At 73.4% G+C, this 19,411-nt stretch carries 20 protein-coding genes; 14 read left to right on the top strand and 6 right to left on the bottom strand.

Annotation, left to right across the window (positions count from 1 at the left end; all coding sequences use genetic code 11):
- On the bottom strand, nucleotides 1-1,181 hold a 1,181-nt coding region (locus ABD671_RS01645), incomplete at its 3' end, for a DEAD/DEAH box helicase (RefSeq protein WP_344731448.1).
- Between the two features lie 153 nt (nucleotides 1,182-1,334).
- Nucleotides 1,335-1,496 (bottom strand): hypothetical protein, encoded by a 162-nt coding sequence (locus ABD671_RS01640; RefSeq protein WP_344731447.1) that lies wholly within the window; start codon nucleotides 1,494-1,496, stop codon nucleotides 1,335-1,337.
- Between ABD671_RS01640 and ABD671_RS01635 the strand changes: the two genes are divergently transcribed.
- Entirely contained in the window at nucleotides 1,495-2,241 is a 747-nt protein-coding gene (locus ABD671_RS01635) for a ferritin-like fold-containing protein (RefSeq protein ID WP_344731446.1), read from the top strand. The two genes, ABD671_RS01640 and ABD671_RS01635, sit on opposite strands and share 2 nt — an antisense overlap.
- Before the next feature lie 86 nt (nucleotides 2,242-2,327).
- Here the strand turns inward: ABD671_RS01635 and ABD671_RS01630 are convergent, their stop codons facing one another.
- Together ABD671_RS01630 and ABD671_RS01625 are read right to left on the bottom strand one after the other, a co-directional pair.
- Complete coding sequence (locus ABD671_RS01630) at nucleotides 2,328-2,549, bottom strand: DUF3107 domain-containing protein (protein ID WP_344731445.1); 222 nt, start codon at nucleotides 2,547-2,549, stop codon at nucleotides 2,328-2,330.
- A 127-nt stretch (nucleotides 2,550-2,676) separates the two neighbouring features.
- Nucleotides 2,677-3,267, bottom strand: coding sequence for a TetR/AcrR family transcriptional regulator (locus tag ABD671_RS01625; RefSeq protein WP_344731459.1), 591 nt, complete (start codon nucleotides 3,265-3,267; stop codon nucleotides 2,677-2,679).
- 301 nt (nucleotides 3,268-3,568) lie between these two features.
- On the opposite strand from ABD671_RS01625, the gene moeZ reads away from it, so the two are divergent.
- From moeZ to ABD671_RS01605, 4 genes are all read left to right on the top strand, one after another.
- Nucleotides 3,569-4,795: an adenylyltransferase/sulfurtransferase MoeZ gene (gene moeZ / locus ABD671_RS01620; protein WP_344731444.1), complete on the top strand. Its 1,227-nt coding sequence runs from the start codon at nucleotides 3,569-3,571 to the stop codon at nucleotides 4,793-4,795.
- Nucleotides 4,796-4,891: 96 nt separating this feature from the next.
- The gene (locus ABD671_RS01615; protein WP_344731443.1) at nucleotides 4,892-5,770 is read left to right on the top strand and encodes a hypothetical protein; all 879 of its coding nucleotides are present in this window, start codon (nucleotides 4,892-4,894) and stop codon (nucleotides 5,768-5,770) included.
- 124 nt (nucleotides 5,771-5,894) lie between these two features.
- Entirely contained in the window at nucleotides 5,895-6,212 is a 318-nt protein-coding gene (locus tag ABD671_RS01610; protein ID WP_344731442.1) for an MGMT family protein, read from the top strand.
- A 29-nt stretch (nucleotides 6,213-6,241) separates the two neighbouring features.
- Nucleotides 6,242-6,937: a lysophospholipid acyltransferase family protein gene (locus ABD671_RS01605; protein ID WP_344731441.1), complete on the top strand. Its 696-nt coding sequence runs from the start codon at nucleotides 6,242-6,244 to the stop codon at nucleotides 6,935-6,937.
- A gap of 59 nt (nucleotides 6,938-6,996) precedes the next feature.
- Here ABD671_RS01605 and ABD671_RS01600 read toward each other — a convergent pair whose 3' ends face one another.
- Nucleotides 6,997-7,707 carry a TIGR00266 family protein gene (locus ABD671_RS01600; protein ID WP_344731440.1) on the bottom strand — a complete coding sequence of 237 codons (711 nt, stop codon included), beginning with the start codon at nucleotides 7,705-7,707 and terminating at the stop codon, nucleotides 6,997-6,999.
- A 97-nt stretch (nucleotides 7,708-7,804) separates the two neighbouring features.
- Between ABD671_RS01600 and ABD671_RS01595 the strand changes: the two genes are divergently transcribed.
- Genes ABD671_RS01595 through nudC form a run of 3 tightly spaced genes read left to right on the top strand, consistent with a single transcriptional unit; the run spans nucleotide 7,805 to nucleotide 15,425 of the window.
- On the top strand, nucleotides 7,805-11,185 hold the full coding sequence (locus ABD671_RS01595) for an ATP-dependent helicase (protein ID WP_344731439.1): 3,381 nt from the start codon (nucleotides 7,805-7,807) through the stop codon (nucleotides 11,183-11,185).
- Nucleotides 11,182-14,496, top strand: a complete 3,315-nt coding sequence (locus ABD671_RS01590) for an ATP-dependent helicase (RefSeq protein WP_344731438.1) — start codon at nucleotides 11,182-11,184, stop codon at nucleotides 14,494-14,496. Before ABD671_RS01595 ends, ABD671_RS01590 begins: the two co-directional genes overlap by 4 nt.
- The gene (gene nudC / locus ABD671_RS01585) at nucleotides 14,493-15,425 is read left to right on the top strand and encodes an NAD(+) diphosphatase (protein WP_344731437.1); all 933 of its coding nucleotides are present in this window, start codon (nucleotides 14,493-14,495) and stop codon (nucleotides 15,423-15,425) included. Before ABD671_RS01590 ends, nudC begins: the two co-directional genes overlap by 4 nt.
- 48 nt (nucleotides 15,426-15,473) lie before the next feature.
- On the opposite strand, the gene ABD671_RS01580 is transcribed toward nudC, so the two are convergent.
- Nucleotides 15,474-15,725: a mycoredoxin gene (locus ABD671_RS01580; protein WP_344731436.1), complete on the bottom strand. Its 252-nt coding sequence runs from the start codon at nucleotides 15,723-15,725 to the stop codon at nucleotides 15,474-15,476.
- 75 nt (nucleotides 15,726-15,800) lie between these two features.
- Between ABD671_RS01580 and ABD671_RS01575 the strand changes: the two genes are divergently transcribed.
- The 6 genes from ABD671_RS01575 to ABD671_RS01550 all read left to right on the top strand — a co-directional run bounded on the left by ABD671_RS01575 (nucleotide 15,801) and on the right by ABD671_RS01550 (nucleotide 19,406).
- Nucleotides 15,801-17,828 carry an ATP-dependent DNA helicase UvrD2 gene (locus ABD671_RS01575; RefSeq protein WP_344731435.1) on the top strand — a complete coding sequence of 676 codons (2,028 nt, stop codon included), beginning with the start codon at nucleotides 15,801-15,803 and terminating at the stop codon, nucleotides 17,826-17,828.
- A 156-nt stretch (nucleotides 17,829-17,984) separates the two neighbouring features.
- Nucleotides 17,985-18,173 (top strand): hypothetical protein, encoded by a 189-nt coding sequence (locus ABD671_RS01570; RefSeq protein WP_344731434.1) that lies wholly within the window; start codon nucleotides 17,985-17,987, stop codon nucleotides 18,171-18,173.
- 131 nt (nucleotides 18,174-18,304) lie between these two features.
- Nucleotides 18,305-18,583, top strand: a complete 279-nt coding sequence (locus ABD671_RS01565) for a WhiB family transcriptional regulator (RefSeq protein ID WP_344731433.1) — start codon at nucleotides 18,305-18,307, stop codon at nucleotides 18,581-18,583.
- An 85-nt stretch (nucleotides 18,584-18,668) separates the two neighbouring features.
- Nucleotides 18,669-18,830, top strand: a complete 162-nt coding sequence (locus tag ABD671_RS01560; protein ID WP_344731432.1) for a hypothetical protein — start codon at nucleotides 18,669-18,671, stop codon at nucleotides 18,828-18,830.
- Nucleotides 18,831-18,849: 19 nt separating this feature from the next.
- Nucleotides 18,850-19,113: a hypothetical protein gene (locus ABD671_RS01555; RefSeq protein WP_344731431.1), complete on the top strand. Its 264-nt coding sequence runs from the start codon at nucleotides 18,850-18,852 to the stop codon at nucleotides 19,111-19,113.
- 122 nt (nucleotides 19,114-19,235) lie between these two features.
- Nucleotides 19,236-19,406, top strand: coding sequence for a hypothetical protein (locus ABD671_RS01550; protein WP_344731430.1), 171 nt, complete (start codon nucleotides 19,236-19,238; stop codon nucleotides 19,404-19,406).
- Nucleotides 19,407-19,411 lie beyond the last annotated feature (5 nt).

Below are 19,411 nucleotides of genomic sequence, written 5' to 3'. Positions count from 1 at the left end.
CGGGCCGGCCGCTCGGTGCGCTCGCCGCGCTCCTCGCGAGGAGCGCGCTCGACGGGGCGCTCAGCCTTGATGCGGCCCTTCGTGCCGGCCGGGATGCCCAGGTCGGTGACGAGGTGCTCGGAGGTCGAGTAGGTCTCCTGCGGCTCGTCGAACGGCAGGTCGAGCGCCTTGTTGATGAGCTTCCAGCGGTGCAGGTCGGCCCAGTCGACGAAGGTGATCGCCGTGCCCGTGGCGCCGGCACGACCGGTGCGACCGATGCGGTGCACGTAGGTCTTGTCGTCCTCGGGGCAGGTGTGGTTGATGACGTGGCTGACGTTGCGGACGTCGATGCCGCGGGCCGCGACGTCGGTGGCCACGAGCACCTTCAGCTTGTCCTCGCGGAAGCGGGTCAGCGCCTTCTCGCGGGCCACCTGCGCCATGTCGCCGTGCAGGGCGCTGGCGCTGAAGCCGCGCTCGACGAGGTCGTCGGCCACCCGCTGCGCCTGGCGCTTGGTGCGCGTGAAGACGATGACCTTCTCGACGTCGTCGGCCTGGAGGATGCGGCCGATGATCTCGGGCTTGTCGAGGTCGTGGGCCTGGTAGATGAACTGCGCCGTGGCCGGCACGGTGGCGTTCTCGTAGGAGGACTCCGCGCGGATGTTCATCGGGTGGCGCATGTGCATGCGCGCCAGCGCCACGATGGCCGAGGGCATCGTGGCCGAGAACAGCATGGTCTGGCGCGTCTCGGGCGTCATGCGCAGCAGCTTCTCGACGTCGGGCAGGAAGCCGAGGTCGAGCATCTCGTCGGCCTCGTCGAGCACGAGCGCGTGCACGTGGGAGAGGTCGAGGGCGCGCTTGTTGGCCAGGTCGATGAGGCGACCCGGCGTGCCGACGACGACGTCGACACCGGCCTCGAGGGCCTCGAGCTGGCCCTCGTAGCCCACGCCGCCGTAGACGGTGAGGACGCGCAGGCCGCGGTCGGCGCCGGCGATCTCGAGGTCGCTGGCGACCTGGATCGTCAGCTCGCGGGTCGGCGTGACGATGAGCGCCTGCGGCTTGCCCTGGGGCAGGTCGACGTAGTCGGGGTCCTTCGGTGCGACCGAGCGCTGCAGCACCGGGATGCCGAAGGCGAGGGTCTTGCCGGTGCCGGTGCGGGCCTGGCCGATGAGGTCGGTGCCCATGAGGGCCACCGAGAGGGTCATCTCCTGGATGGCGAACGGGGTGGTGATGCCGGCGCGCTCGAGCGCGTCGCAAATCTCGGGGAGGACCCCGAGCTCTCGGAACGTGGTCAGTGGTCTATCGCTTTCGTGAGGTTCGGCGTGCCGATTCATCGGAATGCGGCGGGCCGGAACGAGTCACGACTGCGTGAGGTCGGGTGGCCTGCCGCGCACATACGTGGCCGCGCCCATCCGCTCGTCGGTGCCGAGACGGCGGCCGGTGGTGGCCGCCCAGGTAGGGCGGTGGGTGCGACCGGACGACATCAGTCTACCTGCGACCTGCGGATACAGTGCGCTCATGGCCCCTGTTGCCCCCGACGACGGCGAACCGATCGGCACCGCGGTCACCGCCACGGCCCTCGACGAGACCCCGATCGCGTTCGCCGATCCGGCCTATCGCGAGGCGGTGGTCGACCTGCTGGGCGTCATCGCCTACGGCGAGATCTCCGCCTTCGAGCGGCTGGCCGAGGACGCCAAGCTCGCGCCGTCCCTGGAGGACAAGGTCGCGATCGCGCGGATGGCCTCGGCGGAGTTCGCCAAGGTCGGGCCCCTGCACGACCGCCTCACCGCGCTGGGCGCCGACCCCTACGCCGCGATGCGGCCCTTCCGGGAGGCCATCGACTCCTTCCACGACCGCACCGACCCCGCCGACTGGTGGGAGGGCCTGGTGAAGGCCTACGTCGGCGACGGGCTGGCCGACGACTTCTACCGCGAGATCGCCGCGTTCCTCGACGCCGACACCCGCGACCTCATCGTGGCCTCGCTGGAGGACACCGGCCACGCCGCCTTCGCCGTCGACCGCGTGCGGGCGGCCATCGCCGCCGACCCGCGCCTGGGCGGGCGGCTCGCCCTGTGGGGACGCCGCCTGATGGGCGAGGCCCTCACCCAGGCGCAGCGGGTGGCCGCCGAGCGCGACGCGCTGTCCTCGCTGCTCGCCGGCGGCGTCGACCGGCCCGGCCTCGACCTGGCCGCGATTGGGCGCATGTTCACCCGCCTCACCGAGCGGCACACGGCCCGGATGGCCGAGCTCGGCCTGGAGTCCTGAGGGCTCCCTCCCGCAGACGCAGGAGCCGCCCCACCCCGGCCGGGGAGGAGCGGCTCCGTGTGCGTCGGGCTCGGGCCAGGGCGGGGTCAGCGCAGGAAGCCGACCGACCCCACGGTGCTGCTGCCGATCTCGACGTAGGCGAGCTTGGCGGCGGGCACGAAGACCTGGCGGCCCTTGGTGTCGGTGAGGGCGACGACGCCGTCCGACGCGAGCGCGTCGGCGACGAGCTTCCCGACCTCCTCGGCGGAGTGGTCGACGTCGAGCACCAGTTCCCGCGCAGCCTGCTGGATGCCGATCTTGACCTCCACGGCGTACCTCCTCGATCGATCTGACGATGGACGCCGTCGGCGTCGGCCCGAGCCTACGGGGCGGGCCGCGAGGAGCGGGGGAGAGGTCCGCGCGGAGGTCTGGTCAGCCGGCCCGGCCCCGCCTGGATCAGGCGGGGTCCTCGGCCTTCGGGTAGCCGCGGATGCCGCGCCAGGCCAGCCCGGCGACCAGGGCCGCGGCCTGCGGGCGCTCGATGCCGCCGCCCTCGGAGAGCCAGAACCGCGCGCTCACCTGGGCCATGCCGACCAGCGAGACCGCGAGCAGCCGCGAGGCGGGGTCGGGGAGCCCGGTGTCGTCGCGGATGACCTCGGCGATGAGGGCGGCGCACTCGTGGGTGACCCGGTCGACCTGCTCGCGCACCGCGGGCTCGTTGGTGAGGTCGGATTCGAAGACCAGGCGGAACGCGCCGGTGTCGTTGGCGACGTACTCGTAGAAGGCGTCGATGGTCGCCGCCACGCGCAGCTTGTTGTCGTCGGTCGACTCCAGCGCCGCACGGCAGTTGGCGATGACGGCGTCGCACGAGGAGTCGAGCAGTGCGAGGTAGAGGTCGAGCTTGCCGGGGAAGTGCTGGTAGAGCACGGGCTTGGAGACGCCGGCCCGGTCAGCGATGTCGTCCATGGCGGCCGCGTGGTAGCCCTGGGCGACGAAGACCTCCAGCGCCGACTCCAGGAGCTGGGCCCGCCGTTCGCGCCGGGGCATGCGGCCCCCGCGCGGTCGCTGCTCGGCGTCGGGCTCCGTGGCGCCCGTGTACTGCCCAGTGGTCACGATGCTGCTCCTTCGCATGATGCGCGGGCCCGTGTGGGTGGCGGGCTCCGGAGCCGCAGCCTACTCGCTGGTAGCCCCGGGTCCGGATGACGGGACGTCGTCGGCGCCGACGCGGCGTCCCTGTGACGATGGACCCGCATCCCGCCGTCCGATCGGGCGCGGGGAACACCCCGGGCGCGGACGGCGTTGAGCGTCCCGTCCACCGCCACCACACGCACACCCGAGGAGCACGGCCGTGACCTTCCCAGCACTCGTGGAGCCGGCAGCCGAGCTGACCGTCGACGAGGTCCGCCGCTACAGCCGCCACCTGATCATCCCCGACGTGGGCATGACGGGTCAGAAGCGCCTGAAGAACGCCAAGGTGCTCGTCATCGGCGCCGGCGGCCTGGGCAGCCCCGCGCTCATGTACCTCGCCGCCGCCGGCGTGGGCACCCTCGGCATCGTCGAGTTCGACGAGGTCGACGAGTCCAACCTCCAGCGCCAGATCATCCACGGCCAGTCCGACGTCGGCCGGCCCAAGGCGGTCTCGGCGAAGGAGTCCGTCGCCGAGATCAACCCCCTGATCGACGTCGTCGTCTACGAGGAGCGCCTCGACAACGACAACGTGATGCGCATCTTCGAGGGCTGGGACCTCATCGTCGACGGCACCGACAACTTCGCGACGCGCTACATGGTCAACGACGCCGCGTACTTCCTGAAGATCCCCTACGTCTGGGGCTCGATCTACCGCTTCGACGGCCAGGCCTCGGTCTTCTGGCCGCACGCGGTCGACACCGACGGCAACCGCGTCGACGCGCCCTGCTACCGCTGCCTCTACCCCGAGCCGCCCCCGCCGGGCATGGTCCCGAGCTGCGCCGAGGGCGGCGTCCTCGGCGTCCTGTGCGCCAGCATCGGCTCGATCCAGGTCAACGAGGCCATCAAGGTCCTCACCGGCGCCGGCGACCCGGCCGTCGGCCAGCTCGTCATCTACGACGCCCTCGAGCTGACCTGGCGCAAGCTGAAGGTGCGCAAGGACCCCAACTGCGCCCTGTGCGGGGAGAACCCGACCGTCACCGGCCTCATCGACTACGAGACCTTCTGCGGTGCGATCTCCGACGAGGCCGCCGACGCCGCCGCCGGCTCCACGATCTCGGTCGTGCAGCTCGAGCACATGCTCAAGGAGCGCGAGGAGGGCACCCGCGACTTCGTCCTCGTCGACGTCCGCGAGCCCAACGAGTACGAGATCAACCGCATCCCCGGCTCGGTGCTGATCCCCAAGGGCGAGTTCCTCAACGGCAACGCCCTGGCCCAGCTGCCCAGCGTCGACTCCGGCACCCAGGTCGTCCTGCACTGCAAGTCGGGCGTCCGCTCGGCCGAGGCGCTGGCGGTCATCAAGGGCGCCGGCTACGACGACGCCGTGCACGTGGGCGGCGGCGTGGTCGCCTGGGTCAACCAGATCGACCCCAGCCAGCCGTCGTACTGATCCCGACAGTCGAGATCGGGGCCCCGGACCGTGACGGTCCGGGGCTCTGCTCGTTGGAGAGGCATGCGGCTCTCCTCTCGGACCTTGGTCCTCCCCATGCTCCTGCTCACCCTCGTCGCGCTGCTGATGGCCAGCATCGCCCCGCAGGCCGACGCCGCCCGCGGCAAGGGCAAGCAGCCCACCGTCAAGGCGAAGCGCTTCGCGGCCTGGGCGCCGGCCGACTCGGCCACGCTCACCCCGGGCACGCAGATGTACACGAAGGGCTCGCAGTGCACGAGCAACTTCGTGTTCACCGACTCCGTCGGCAACGTCTACATCGGCTACGCCGCCCACTGCGCCGGCAAGGGCGCGGCCACCGACACCGACGGCTGCACCACCGAGTCCGAGCCGGTCGGCACCCCCGTCACCTTCAACGAGGGCGGCAGCCTCATCGACGAGGGCACCGTGATCGGCAAGGGCACCCTCGTGTACTCCTCCTGGATCACGATGCAGGAGCTCGGCACCAAGGACGCCAACACCTGCGCCTACAACGACTTCGCGCTGGTCAAGGTGGCCGCGGCCGACGTCGCGAAGGTCAACCCGAGCGTTCCGTTCTGGGGCGGTCCGACCGGCCTGTCGACGTCCACGCTCGGCCTCTTCGACAACATCTACAGCTACGGCAACTCCAGCCTGCGCGGCGGCCTGACCCTGCTCTCGCCCAAGGCGGGCGTGGGTCTGGGCGACTCCGAGGCCGACGGCGGGTGGAGCCACCCGCTCTACACCCTCACGCCCGGCATCCCCGGCGACTCCGGCTCGGGCTTCCTCGACGCCGACGGCAAGGCGATCGGCGTCCTCTCGACCGTCTCGATCGCCCCGCTGCCGCTGTCGAACAGCATCGGCGACCTCTCCCGCGAGCTCGCCTTCGCCCAGGCGCACTCCGGGATCAGCGGCCTCAAGCTGGCGCTGGGCACCGAGCCGTTCAGCGGCATCCTCTGATACGGAGCCGAGCCGGCTCCGAGGCAGTTCAAGAGGCAGCTCAGGAGGCAGCTCGACGGCAGTTCCGAGCCACACCCCGAGCCCCTGCGCGACGCACGGCCCCCTCCCATGCTGGGATGGGGCCGTGCGGCATCCGGAGGAGTTCGTCGAGGCGGTCCTCTCCTGCGTCGAGGAGATCCCGTCCGGTCGCGTGACGACCTACGGCGCGATCGCGGCGGCCATCGGGTCGTTCGGGCCCCGGCGGGTCGGCAACGTCATGGCCCAGCACGGCGGCGGGGTGCCGTGGTGGCGGGTGGTCCGCGCCGACGGCTCCCTCCCGCCCAGCCACCTCGACGAGGCCCGACAGCACTACCTCGCGGAGGGCACGCCGCTGCGCGCCGGAGGCTCGGTCGACCTGCGCGAGGCCCTCTGGACGCCGTCCGGCGGACACCGCCTCGGTTGACCGACCGGTAACCGGCAGACTCGGTGACCATGGCCGAGGATCCGCTCTACCGCCTGCTGCACCCGGTGCTCCCGCCGCTGGCCCGGGCCGTGTGGCGGCCGCGCGTCGAGGGCCTGCACCACGTGCCCGCCACCGGCGGGGTGCTGCTCGCCAGCAACCACCTCAGCTTCGTCGACTCCGTGGTCATCCCGGTCGTCGTCCCACGCAAGGTGGTCTTCCTCGCCAAGTCCGACTACTTCACCGGCAGCGGCCTCGGCGGCGCCGTCAGCCGGGCCTGGTTCTCCGGCCTCGGCATGCTCCCCGTCGACCGCGACGACCCCCGCGCGGCGTTGAGCAGCCTCGACACGGCGCTGGGCGTGCTGGCCCGCGGGGAGGCCTTCGGTCTCTACCCCGAGGGCACGCGATCGCGCGACGGGCGGCTCTACCGCGGCCGCACGGGGGTCGCCCACCTCGCGCTGACGGCCGGCGTCCCGGTCGTGCCCGTCGGGCTCATCGGCACCGAACGGCTCCAGCCGATCGGCTCACGGGTGCCGCGCCTGGCCCGGGTGACGGTGCGCTTCGGCGCGCCGATCCACGTCACCGGCCCGTCGGCGGAGACGTCCTACGACGGCGTCCCGCTCGGTCGTGCGCGCCGCGAGGTCACCGACCGCATCATGACGGCGATCCAGGCGCTCACCGGTCAGCAGGAGGCCGGGGTCTACAACGAACGGGCCGCGGACGCCTGACCCCGCGGGGTCGGCGTCCGCGGCCCGTTCGTGGTCGCGCGGGAGCGGCGGTCCCGAGCTCAGCTGAGCAGGCCGCCGAGGGTGCCGCCGCCGCTGTTGCTCGACTGGGTCGGGAGCTTGGGCACCAGCCAGCCGAGGAACGCATCGGTGCTCCGGGTCTGGAGGTAGATGCGGCCCGGGCCGGTCAGGTCGCAGACCAGACCCTCGCCGGAGAAGAACGTGGACTTCCAGTTGCCGACCTTGCGGACGTTGTACTGGATGCCCTCGGTCCAGGCGACCATGTGGCCGGTGTCGACCGTGTAGGTCTGGCCCGGCTGGAGGTCGATGGCGTGGATCGCGCCGTAGCTGCTCAGCACGAGCTCGCCCTGACCGGAGATGCGCAGCATGAACAGACCCTCGCTGGAGAAGAAGGTCTTGCCGCCGCCCCACTGGGTGTCGACGGTGATCGGCGCCGAGCAGGCCAGGAACGAGCCGGACTGCACGTAGAGGGTGCCGTTGATGGGCCAGGCGACGACGTCGCCGGGCAGCGAGGGGGCGACGTAGAGCTCGGCGCCGTCCTGCTGGGCGGTGAAGGTGTTCATGAAGAAGGACTCCCCGCCGAGGACGGCGCGCTTGAGTCCCTTGAGGACGCCACCTTGCGTGGACGTCTCCATGGAGATGCCGGGGGACATGGCCAGCATGGCCCCGGATTCGGCGCGGACGGCCTCGCCGGCCGCGAGGGTGAGCTTGGCCGTGGCGTACGCCGGGCTGTAGAGGACCTCGGTCTGCATGCGTCGAGCCTAGGGCCTCCGCGGCGCGCCGGACCCCGGGACAGCCCGGCGGGTCGGTCCCGCCGAAGTGTCGGAGCCGGATGGTCGAATGGTCCCGATGTCGACCACCACGCCTCCCGCCGCCGCGTCCGGACGCAGCCGGCGATCCGCCCGGCCCGACGCGGCCCCCGCGCCGGTCCTCCGCGCGCCCGCACCCGCGCCGGCCCCGCCCGTCCTCGACGAGCACCAGCGGCGCGTCGTGGAGCATCCCGGCGGTCCGATGCTGGTGCTGGCCGGGCCCGGCACGGGCAAGACCACCACGCTGGTCGAGACCATCGTCGAGAGGGTGGAGGCCCGCGGCGTCGACCCCGCCTCGATCCTGGCCCTGACCTTCTCCCGCAAGGCGGCCGAGCAGCTGCGCGACCGCGTCACCGCCCGCCTGGGCCGCACGCTCGGGTCCCCGATGGCGGCCACCTTCCACTCCTTCGCCTACGGGCTCATCCGCCGGTACGCACCGGCCGACCTCTACGAGGGGCCGCTGCGGCTGCTGAGCGCTCCCGAGCAGGACGTCGTCCTGCGCGACCTGCTCACCGACGCCCCCGAGTCCGTCAGCTGGCCCCCCGGCCTGGGCCGTGCCCTCGGCACCCGCGGCTTCGCCCGCGAGGTCGGCGCCGTCCTGGCGCGGGCCCGGGAGAAGGGGCTCGACGGCGAGCAGCTGGCCGCGCTCGGGCGCGAGCACGCCCTGCCTGAGTTCGTGGCCGCCGGACTCTTCCTCGACCAGTACCTCACCGTGCTCGACCTCCAGGGCGCCACCGACTACGCCGACCTCATCCGTCGCGCCGTCCTCGAGGCCGAGGCCCACCGTGCCGAGCTGCGCGCGGAGATCAGCCACGTCTTCGTCGACGAGTACCAGGACACCGATCCCGGTCAGGTCGCGCTCCTGCGGGCCATCGCCGGCGACGGCCGCGACCTCGTCGTCGTCGGCGACCCCCACCAGTCCATCTACGGCTTCCGCGGCGCCGAGGTGCGCGGCATCCTCGAGTTCCCGGCCGCCTTCCCGCACGCCGACGGGCGGCCCGCCGACGTCGTGGCCCTGCGCACCACCCGGCGGTTCGGGCCGCGGGTGCTGGTGGCCGCCCAGCGGGTGGCCGGGCGTCTCGGACTGCCCGGCAGCATCCCGGAGGAGGCACGCGTCGCGTTCCTCTCCCCGGTCGCCGACCCGCCGCCGGGTGCCGGTGCGGGGCGGGTGGTCGTGCGCACCTTCGACACCGAGCGCGCCGAGGCCGAGCATCTCGCCGACCTCCTGCGCCGCGCCCACCTCGAGGACGGCATCGCCTGGCACGACATGGCGGTGCTGGTGCGCTCGGGGCGCAGCTCCATCCCCCCGCTGCGGCGCGCGCTCGGGGCCGCCGGCGTCCCGGTCGAGGTGGCCGCCGACGAGGTCCCGCTCGTGCGCGATCCCGCCGTCCTGCCGTTGCTCGAGGCGCTGCGGGCGGTCGTGCGGCGTCCGGTGTCCGACGAGGCGCCGGGCGTCGCGGAGGCCGACGGGGGAGCAGGCGTCACCGCAGCCGCGGCGGGGGAGCCCGACGACCTCGCTCTGACCTCCGTCGACGGCGGGCGCGCCGAGGCGATGCTGCTCGGGCCGTTGGGCGGCATGGACGCCTCCGAGCTGCGGCGTCTGGCGCGGCTGCTGCGCGCCCGTGAGCGCGACGAGGCCCTCGAGCAGGAGCGCTCGCCACGCCCCTCCCGCGAGCTCGTGCAGGCCTGCCTCGCCGTGCCGGGCTTCCTCGACGGGCTGCCGGGCCCGGAAGCGGCGCGGGCCCGCGCACTGGCCACGCTCCTCGCCACCGCTCGTGCCGACCTCGATCGCGGCGCCTCGCCCGAGGAGGTCCTGTGGACCCTCTGGTCCGGCTCCACGTGGTCGACCCGGCTGCGTCGGGCCGTCGACGCGGGCGGGTCGGCGGCGCGCCGGGCCCACCGCGACCTCGACGCCGTGTGCGCCCTGTTCGACCTCGCGGCCCGGGCCGCCGAGCGGCGACACCACCTGGGGGTGCGGGCCTTCCTCGACACCCTCCTCGAGCAGCAGATCCCGGCCGACACCCTCGCCGAGCGCGGCACCCGCGGGTCGGCGGTCCGCCTGCTCACCGCCCACCGCTCCAAGGGCCTGGAGTGGCGGCTGGTCGTCGTCGCGCACGTGCAGCAGGAGACCTGGCCCGACCTGCGCCGCCGCACCGGTCTCCTGGGCGCCGACCGCATCGGGGAGCACGGCCTGGTGCCGCCGATCAGCACCCGCGACCTCCTCGTCGAGGAGCGTCGGCTCTTCTACGTGGCCTGCACCCGGGCGCGCGAGCGGCTCGTCGTCACGGCGGTGGCCTCGCCCGACGACGACGGCGAGCAGCCCTCGCGCTTCCTCGACGAGCTCGGCGTCACCGTCGAGAGCATCCAGGGCCGCCCGCGGCGACCGCTCTCCATGGACGGCGTCGTGGCCGAGCTGCGCCGCACCCTCGCCGATCCCGACGCCGCGCCGGGGCTGCGCGACGCCGCGGCCCGCCGGCTCGCCGTCCTGGCCCGCGAGGTGCCCCAGGCCGATCCGGCCACCTGGTGGGGCACCCGCGCGGCCAGCCGATCGGCCGCGCCCGTGCGCGAACCCGATCGGCCGATCGCGGTCTCGGCGACCCTCCTGGAGGGCCTCCAGCTGTGCCCGACCCGCTGGTTCCTCGAGCGCGAGGCCGGCGGGGTGGCCCGGGCGCACCAGGCCGCCAACCTGGGCCGCGTCGTCCATGCCCTGGCCGAGCGGGTCGCCCGGGGCGAGCTCGAGGCCGCGGCCGACGAGGCCGGCGTCGAGGCGCTCATGCACGAGGTCGACGCCGTCTGGGACCGGCTCGAGTTCCGCACCCCCTGGTCGAAGGCCCGCGAGTACGACCGCGTGCAGGCCGCGCTCGCACGCTTCCTGCGCTGGCACCACGACAACCCGCGGCGCCTGGTGGCCGTCGAGGCCGCCTTCGAGACCGTCGTCCCGCTGCCGAGCGGCGAGCGGGTGCGGCTGCGGGGGTACGCCGACCGGCTCGAGCTGGTCGCGTCGGAGGAGGGCTCCGAGGGTCCTCCCGGCCCGGAGCGGGTGGTCGTCGTCGACCTGAAGACGGGTCGCTCGAAGCCGACCGGCCCGGCCGTCGAGCGGCATCTGCAGTTGGCGCTCTACCAGTACGCCGTCGACCACGGCGCGCTCGCCGCGGTCGAGGGGGTGCCGGCCGACGTCGTCGCCGAGGGGGCCGAGCTCGTGCAGCTCGGTCTGCCGGACGAGTCCGAGGTCGCGGTCGTGCAGGCCCAGGCCGCGCACGACGAGGGCGGCCCCGAGCGCGTCGAGCTGCTGCGCCTGCTCGACGACGCCTCGGCGATGCTGCGCAGCGAGGTGTTCCCGGCCCGGGCCGGCGAGCACTGCCGCGACTGCGGGTTCGTGTCCCTGTGTCCGGTGCGCAGCGCGGGTCCGGTGATCGCATGAGCACCGTCGAGGCGCAGGTCGAGCTGCGCGGAGCCGCTCCCGGGTGGCAGCCGCGGCCCATCGCCGACGCCGAGGAGCTGCGCCGCGTCATGGGCACCGAGTACGCCCCGAGCCCCCAGCAGTGGGCGGCGATCAGCGCCCCGCTCGAACCCAGTGTCGTCATCGCGGGCGCGGGCTCGGGCAAGACGACCCTGATGGCGGCGCGGGTCGTCTACCTCGTGGTCACCGGTCAGGTGCGCCCCGAGGAGGTCCTCGGACTCACCTTCACCACCAAGGCGGCGGCTGAGCTGCGCCACCGCATCCGCGCCGCGCTGACCGCGGCCGGCGTCCTGCTGCCCACGGGCGGCGAGACCCGCAGCGACGACGACGCCGAGATCCTCGAGCCCAGCGTCCTGACCTACAACGCCTACGCCGCCCAGCTGCTGACCGACCACGGACTGCGTATCGGCCACGAGCCCGACACCCGGGTCATCACCGACGCCGCGCGCTACCAGCTGGGCGCGCGGGTGGTCGACCAGCACACCGGCGTCGTCCGCCATCTCACCGACCATCCGGCCACGGCGATCCAGAACCTCCTCGCGCTCGACTCGGCGATGAGCGAGCACCTCGTCCCCCTCGACCGGGTGGCGGCCTTCGACGCCGACGAGCGACGGGCCTTCCAGCGCGAGCTGGACGCCGAGCGCGCCGGGCGCGACCGCAAGACCTACCGCGAGGAGATCGAGAAGGCGCTCTTCGCCATCGATCGGCGCACCGAGCTGCTCGGGCTGGTCGCCGGCTACCGCCGCCTCAAGCGCGATCTCGGCCTCATGGACTTCTCCGACCAGATCGAGCTGGCGGCGCGCCTCGCGGTCGAGCACGCCGACGTCGGCGCCGTCGAGCGGTCCCGCTTCCGCGTCGTCCTCCTCGACGAGTACCAGGACACCTCGGTGGCCCAGGCGATCCTGCTCTCCCGGCTTTTCTCGGGGCCCGATCCCGCCGGCGGGCGGGGGCACGCGGTCACCGCGGTCGGCGACCCGAACCAGGCGATCTACGGCTGGCGCGGTGCGTCGGTCTCCAACATCCTCAACTTCGGCGACACCTTCCCGGCCGCCGGCGCCGAGGAGGTGCCGATCCGGCGGCTCACCGTCAACCGGCGTTCCGACGCCCTCATCCTCGACCTCGCCAACCGGCTCGCTGCACCGTTGCTCGACGCCTACCCGCAGGTCGCGCCGCTCGAGGCCGCGCCCGGCGCCGCGCCCGGCATCGTCGAGACGGCGGTCTTCGAGACCCACGCCGAGGAGCTGGAGCATCTGGCGAGCGAGGTCGTGGCGGCGCACGAGGGGAGCGCGGGGGAGCCGATCGCCTGGTCCGACATCGGCGTCCTGGTCCGCGACAACGCCCATGCCGCGGAGGTCTTCGACACGCTGAGCGCGGCCGGGGTGCCGGTCGAGATCGTCGGCCTCTCCGGGCTGCTCCGGCTGCCCGAGGTCGCCGAGATCGTCGCGACCCTGCACCTGCTGCACGACGTCACCGCCAACGCGGCGCTGGTGACGCTGCTGGCCGGTCCGCGCTGGGCGATCGGCCCCCGCGACCTGCGCCTGCTGGGCCGCCGGGCCGAGGAGCTCGCCGGACGCCAGGGCCGTCCCGCCGACGACGCCGCCACGGTGGCCGAGCATCTCCTCGAGATCGTCGACGGCGTCGACCCCGCCGAGATCCCCGCGCTCGACGACGCCCTCCACGATCCCGGGGAGCATCCCTACTCGCCGGAGGCCCTCGAGCGGTTCGCGCTGCTGGCCGGCGAGCTGCGGATGCTGCGCTCCCACGTCGGCGAGCCGCTGCTCGACCTCGTGCGGCGCATCGTCGAGGTCACGGGCGTCGACGTCGAACTCGCCTCCGCGGTGAGCCCGGCGGCCGCGGCCCGCCGCGACAACCTCGACCTGTTCCTCCAGGCGGTCGCCGACTTCCAGGCCGTCGACGGCGAGGTCAGCATCGCGGCGCTGCTGGCCTACCTCACCGCCGAGGACGACCAGGGCAACGGCCTCGACCTGGCCACCCCGAGCCTCGCCGACTCGGTCAAGCTGCTCACGGTGCACCGCTCCAAGGGGTTGGAGTGGCACACCGTCTTCGTCGTCGGCGTCTGCGAGACCCGCTTCCCCAGCAACCGCTCCCGCACGCTGTGGACCTCCTCGCCGGCCGTGCTGCCCGCCGCCCTGCGCGGCGACGCGGCCGATCTGCCGCAGCTGGCGGGCCACGACAAGGCCGCCCTCGCCGACTATCGCGACCGCTGCAAGCGCCACGACGCCGAGGAGGAGCTGCGGCTCGGCTACGTCGCCCTCACCCGGGCCGCGCACCGGCTCGTGGTGACCTCCTACTGCTGGAGCACGCGGGCCACGCCCTACGGGCCCTCGGAGTACCAGCGCGTCGTCCGCGAACTGCTCGACGATCACGACCTCCCGGTGCTGGCGTGGCGCGAGCGCCCCGCCAAGGGGGAGCCGAACCCGATGGCCGCTGTCGACCCGACCCGGCCGTGGCCGCTCACCGAGGCGGGCCGGGAGGCCCTGCTGCGGCGGGACGCCGCCGCCGCGGTGCTCGCCGCCGACCCCGACGCCCCCGACACCGGCCTCGACATGGTCGAGGTCGCCCAGGTCGCCGAGTGGGACGCCGAGATCGAGCGCCTGCTCGCCGAACGTCGCCGCGATCGCGACGCCGCCGGCAGTCTGCCCCTGCCCGACAGCCTCTCGGCCACCGGCCTGATGCGGCTGGCCTCCGACCCCGAGGGCTTCGCCCGCGAGCTGGCCCGGCCGATGCCGCGTCCGCCGTCGGCGGCGGCGCGCTTCGGCAGCCGGTTCCACGCGTGGGTCGAGGCTCGCTTCGGCCAGCAGGGTCTCTTCGGCGACGACGAGCTCCCGGGGCGGGCCGACGCCGACCTCGACACCGGTGCGACCGCCGCCGAGCTCGACGAGCTGACGGCCTCCTTCGAGGCCGGTCCGTTCGGCGACCGGGTGCCGCACCGGGTCGAGGCGCCGTTCGCCCTGGTGCTGGGCGGCCAGGTGATCCGCGGGCGCATCGACGCCGTCTACACCGACGGCGTCCTCGACGACGGTACCCAGCGCTACCTGCTGGTCGACTGGAAGACCCACCGCGCCCACGACGCCGACGCGCTGCAGCTCGCGGTGTACCGGCAGGCCTGGGCGGAGCTCGCCGGCGTCCCGACCGACGCGGTGCGCGCCGGGTTCTTCTACGTGCGTTCCGGTGAGCTCGTCGAGCCCGACGATCTGCCCGGACGGGCCGAGCTCGAGGCGATCCTGCACGCGGCTACGGTGAGGGGGTGAGCCTCCCCGACCGTTTCGCCCACGAGGTCCTGGCCGACGACCCGCACGACCGCAGCGCCCATCGGCGTCGCGACGACGCGTGGCTCGAGGAGAGGTGGGCCGACGCGGCCACCCGGGTGCTGGTGATGGCCGGCCCGCGGGTGCGGCCCGTGTCCGGCGAGATCGCGTGGGTGTCGCCGCAGGAGGCGCCGGCCGGGGTGCGGGTGTTCCTGGGCGAGCAGCGCGATCGGGCGTGGTTCGCGGTGGTGGCCGACGACCCTGCGGCGCTGATCGGCGACGACGAGCGCGCGTGGATGCCGCTGCGCGGCGTCCTGCCCCTGCTCGCGGGCGAGGGATCGGCCGAGGCGCCCTTGGTCTTCCATGCCTTCGGCATCGCCGAGTGGCTGAGCGCCACCGTGCACTGTCCGCGCTGCGGCGGCCGCCTCGAGGCGCGGGCGGCCGGTCACGAGCTGGTCTGTCTCGACTGCGGTCGGCCGCAGTTCCCCCGCACCGACCCCGCGGTCATCATGATCGTCACCGCCGGCGAACCCGGCACGCCCGAGGAGCGGTGCCTGCTGGGGCGCCAGTCGGTGTGGCCCGCGGGCTGGTTCTCCACCCTCGCCGGCTTCTGCGAGCCGGGGGAGACCCTCGAGGACGCCGTGCGCCGCGAGGTCGCCGAGGAGACCGGCGTGCGGGTGGGCGAGGTCGAGTACTTCGGCAATCAGCCCTGGCCGCTTCCCGCCAGCCTCATGCTCGGCTTCGTCGGCCGCGCCTCCAGCGAGCAGATCGACGTCGACCGCGACGAGATCGAGGAGGCGCGCTGGTTCACGCGCGCCCAGCTGCGCGAGCAGGCGGAGGCCGGCGAGGTGCGCCTGCCCGGCGGGGTCTCCATCAGCCGTGCTCTCATCGAGCACTGGTACGGCGGACCGCTGCCGGGGGAGTGGCGCTGAGCCCGGAATCACCGGTTCCCAGCGGACCCGGTGCGGCCTCGGTCGGCGTCAGCCGGCCAGCGAGGCCAGCTTCTCCTTGACCTGCGCCAGCGACGGGTTCGTCTGGGCGGTGCCGTCGCTGTAGACCAGGGTCGGCACGGTCTGGTTGCCGTTGTTGACCGACTCGACCAGCTTGGCGGCCTCGGGCTGCTGCTCGATGTCGACGATCTCGAAGGGGATGCCTTCACGGTCGAGCTGGGACTTCAGCCGGTGGCAGTAGCCGCACCACGGGGTGGAGTACATCGTGAAGGTCGCGCTCATCGGGAAGTGTCCCCTCCGGCATCTAGGGTGTGTGGCGAACGCCGATCCAACCAGAATCGCCGAGGAGTTGTTCCCATGCCCGCCCCCGACGCCCTCCTCGAGGCCCTCGACCCCGAGCAGCGGCGGGTCGCCGAGACACTGCGCGGGCCGGTGCGAGTGCTGGCCGGAGCGGGCACCGGCAAGACCCGGGCGATCACCCACCGCATCGCCTACGGCGTCGCCACCGGCGTGTACGCGCCCACCGAGGTCCTCGCCGTCACCTTCACCACCCGGGCGGCCGGCGAGATGCGGGGGCGCCTGCGGGGGCTGGGCGCGGGCGGGGTCCAGGCGCGCACCTTCCACGCCGCCGCCCTGCGCCAGCTGCGCTACTTCTGGCCCCACGTGCACGGCACCGAGCTGCCCCGGCTGACGGAGTCGAAGATCCCGCTGCTGGTCGCCGCCAGCCGCCAGCAGCGGTTGCGCGCCGACCAGGCGCTCCTGCGCGACCTCGCGGCCGAGGTCGAGTGGGCCAAGGTGAGCAACGTCCATCCCGACGACTACGCGCGCATCGCCGCCGAGCGCGGCCGCTCGGTGGCCGGCCACGACCTCGAGACCGTCGGGCGCGTCTTCGGCAGCTACGAGGACGTCAAGCGCGGCGAGGGCCGCATGGACATGGAGGACATCCTCCTGCTCACCGCCGGACTGCTCGCCGACGACGAGCGGGTCGCCGCCCAGGTGCGCCGCCAGTACAAGTGGTTCGTCGTCGACGAGTTCCAAGACGTCTCCCCGCTCCAGTCGGCGCTGCTCGATCTCTGGCTCGGCGGACGTGACGAGATCTGCGTGGTCGGCGATCCCGCTCAGACGATCTACTCCTTCGCCGGCGCGAGCGCCAGCTACCTCCAGCGCTTCCCTGAGCGCTATCCGCGAGCCACCTCCATCGAGCTGGTCCGCAACTACCGTTCGACCCCGCAGATCGTCGAGGCCGCCAACACCCTGCTGGCCGGCACCGTCAGCCAGGGCGTGGCCCTGCGGGCCCAACGTGGCGCCGGCGCCCACGTCACCTACTCCCCGCGCCCCGACGAGGTCGCCGAGGCCGAGGCGGTGGCGGCCTCGATCGTCGCGGCCCGCGATCGCGGCACGTCGCTGGCCGAGGTCGCCGTCCTGTTCCGCATCAACGCCCAGTCCGAGGCGTTCGAGGAGGCGCTGGCCGCCCGCGGCATCCCCTACGTGGTCCGCGGTGCCGCGCGGTTCTTCGAGCGCGCCGAGGTGCGCGAGGCCGTCACCCGTCTGCGCGGCGCGGCCCGTGGCGGGGAGGGTCCGCGCACTGGCGAGGAGTTGGTCGAGATCGTGTGCGGCACGCTGGCCGGCATGGGCTGGACCTCCCAGCCGCCGACCGCCCGCGGGCAGACCCGCGACCGCTGGGAGTCCTGGCAGGCGCTCGTCGACCAGGCGAAGGCCTGGGGAGAGACCCTCGACGCCTTCGTCGACGACCTCGACCGGCGGGCGAGCGAGCAGCACGCCCCCGTCGCCGAGGGGGTCACGCTGGCCACCTTCCACGCCGCCAAGGGCCTGGAATGGGACGTCGTGTTCTGCTGCGGCCTGCACGACGGCACCCTGCCGATCACCTACGCCGAGACGCCGGCCCAGATCGAGGAGGAGCGCCGGCTGCTCTACGTCGGCGTCACCCGCGCCCGTACCGACCTCCACCTCTCCTGGGCGGCGGCCCGCCAGCCCGGCGGTCGCGGCAACCGGCCGCCGTCGCGGTTCCTCGCGCCGCTCCTGCCCGACGACGTCCGTGCCCCCGCCGCGGCCGGCCGCAGCCGCAAGGCGATGACCTGCCGCGAGTGCGGGCGGCCGCTGGCGAGCGCGGTGGAGAAGAAGCGCGGGCGGTGCGAGGACTGCCCGGCCTCCTACGACGAGGAGCTGTTCGAGCGGTTGCGCACCTGGCGCAAGGAGCGGGCGGGGGAGGAGAGCGTGCCGGCGTTCGTCATCTTCACCGACGCCACCCTCCAGTCGATCGCCGAGCACAAGCCGCGCACCCCCGACGCGCTGCTGCGCATCGCCGGGGTGGGGCGCTCCAAGCTCGACCGGTACGGCGACGACGTCCTCTCGCTCGTCGGTTGAGCCCCGTTTCCCACCCCGTCGAATGATTTTCTCGACATGAGCAAGAAAATGATTTGCTCCTTACATCCGACTGCGGTTAGCGTTCACGTATTCATTCACCCGCGCATCACGGGACTGGCAATCCCGGCGCCTGACGCCTTGAAGGAGGTGGCCCGCATGAACACCACGATGACCTGGACGACGGATATCAACCCGTCGCACATCGGCATGTCCTTTCCCGGCGCCTCCGCTCGCATGCGCGTGAACACGCACGCGTGCGTCGCCCAGGCCGCCGTCATCGGTCGCCTCGGCAAGCGCGAGGCGTCCTACCCGGGGACCACCGCCTGGAGACCACCGACCTGGTGACACACGTCATCGGCAGCCTCCAGGCCGCGGAACCCGATCAGGGATCCGCGGCCTTCGTGTTTCTCCGGGCCAGGTATCCCCCCAGCACCACCCGACCACGACCGACACGAGCATCAGGAGGAGGTGATCACATGACCGTCACCGTCGCCGACGTCCTCGACGCACCCGACCTCGTCGCGGAGCGCATGCCCTGCCGGGTGTTCGACCCCGAGCTCTGGTTCGCCGAGTCGCCCAGCGATGTCGAGTTCGCCAAGGCCCTCTGTCAGGACTGTCCCGTCCGGGGCCTGTGTCTCGATGGCGCCCTCGAGCGTCGCGAGCCCTGGGGAGTCTGGGGAGGCGAACTGTTCCTGCAGGGCGTCGTCATCCCGCGCAAGCGCCCCCGTGGCCGGCCCCGCAAGGACGCCGCCTGAGCCGCATCGCAGCACATCAGCAGCACACCAGCACAGCAGCACCGATCCAGCCGACAGCAGCACCCGATCATCGAAGGAGAGCCCCATGTCCAGCTTCTACGAGGACCTGGCCCGCAGCCAGGTCCGTGCGCGTCTGGCCGACGCCGAGGTACGTCGCCTCCAGCGTCGCGCCCGCGCCCAGCGCCTCGTCCGCCGCGCGGAGGCCGAGTCCCTCCGTGCCAGCCGGGCCCTCGCCCGCGGTCTGTGACCTGCACGAGGACGACGCCATGACCCCGACCATCACCGGCCCCGCGACCGTCGCGGAGCCGACCACCGAGCCCACCAGCACCGGCGCCCTCGGCGCCATCGAGAACGGAACCCACGAGATGCAACTCATCCACGAAGAACTCGCCCGCGCGCAAATGGCCGCGCGCCTGGGAGAGGCGCAGACCATCCGGCGTGAGCGTCAGCTCGCCCGGGCCATCCGCCTCAGCCGCAAGGCCGAGGCCGTCGCCCAGCAGGCTCGCCTGGCCATCGCCAGGACCCTCTGATCCTGCTCGGCATCCGTTTCGTCCACATCGACCACCGCGACCCGGATCGGGACCCACGTCCCGGCCCGGGTCGCGGCGCGTTCGGACCCCTGCGCGGCTGGTTCGGGCCTAGGCTGGTCCGCGTGAGCGATGCGCGCACCTGCCACCACTGCGGCCGCCTCGAGGACGACGCAGCGGCGCTGCTCGCCTGGACCGTCTCGGTCGAGCGCGGCCGCCGGGTCTCGACCTGCACCGACTGCTCGCGCACCCACCTGCGCGCCATGGAGGGGAAGCTCGACAGCGAGTACTGGTGAGCCGG

This window comes from Nocardioides fonticola (assembly GCF_039536805.1).
Taxonomy (GTDB): Bacteria; Actinomycetota; Actinomycetes; order Propionibacteriales; family Nocardioidaceae; genus Nocardioides; species Nocardioides fonticola.
This window is presented reverse-complemented; position numbering and strand designations above follow the sequence as displayed.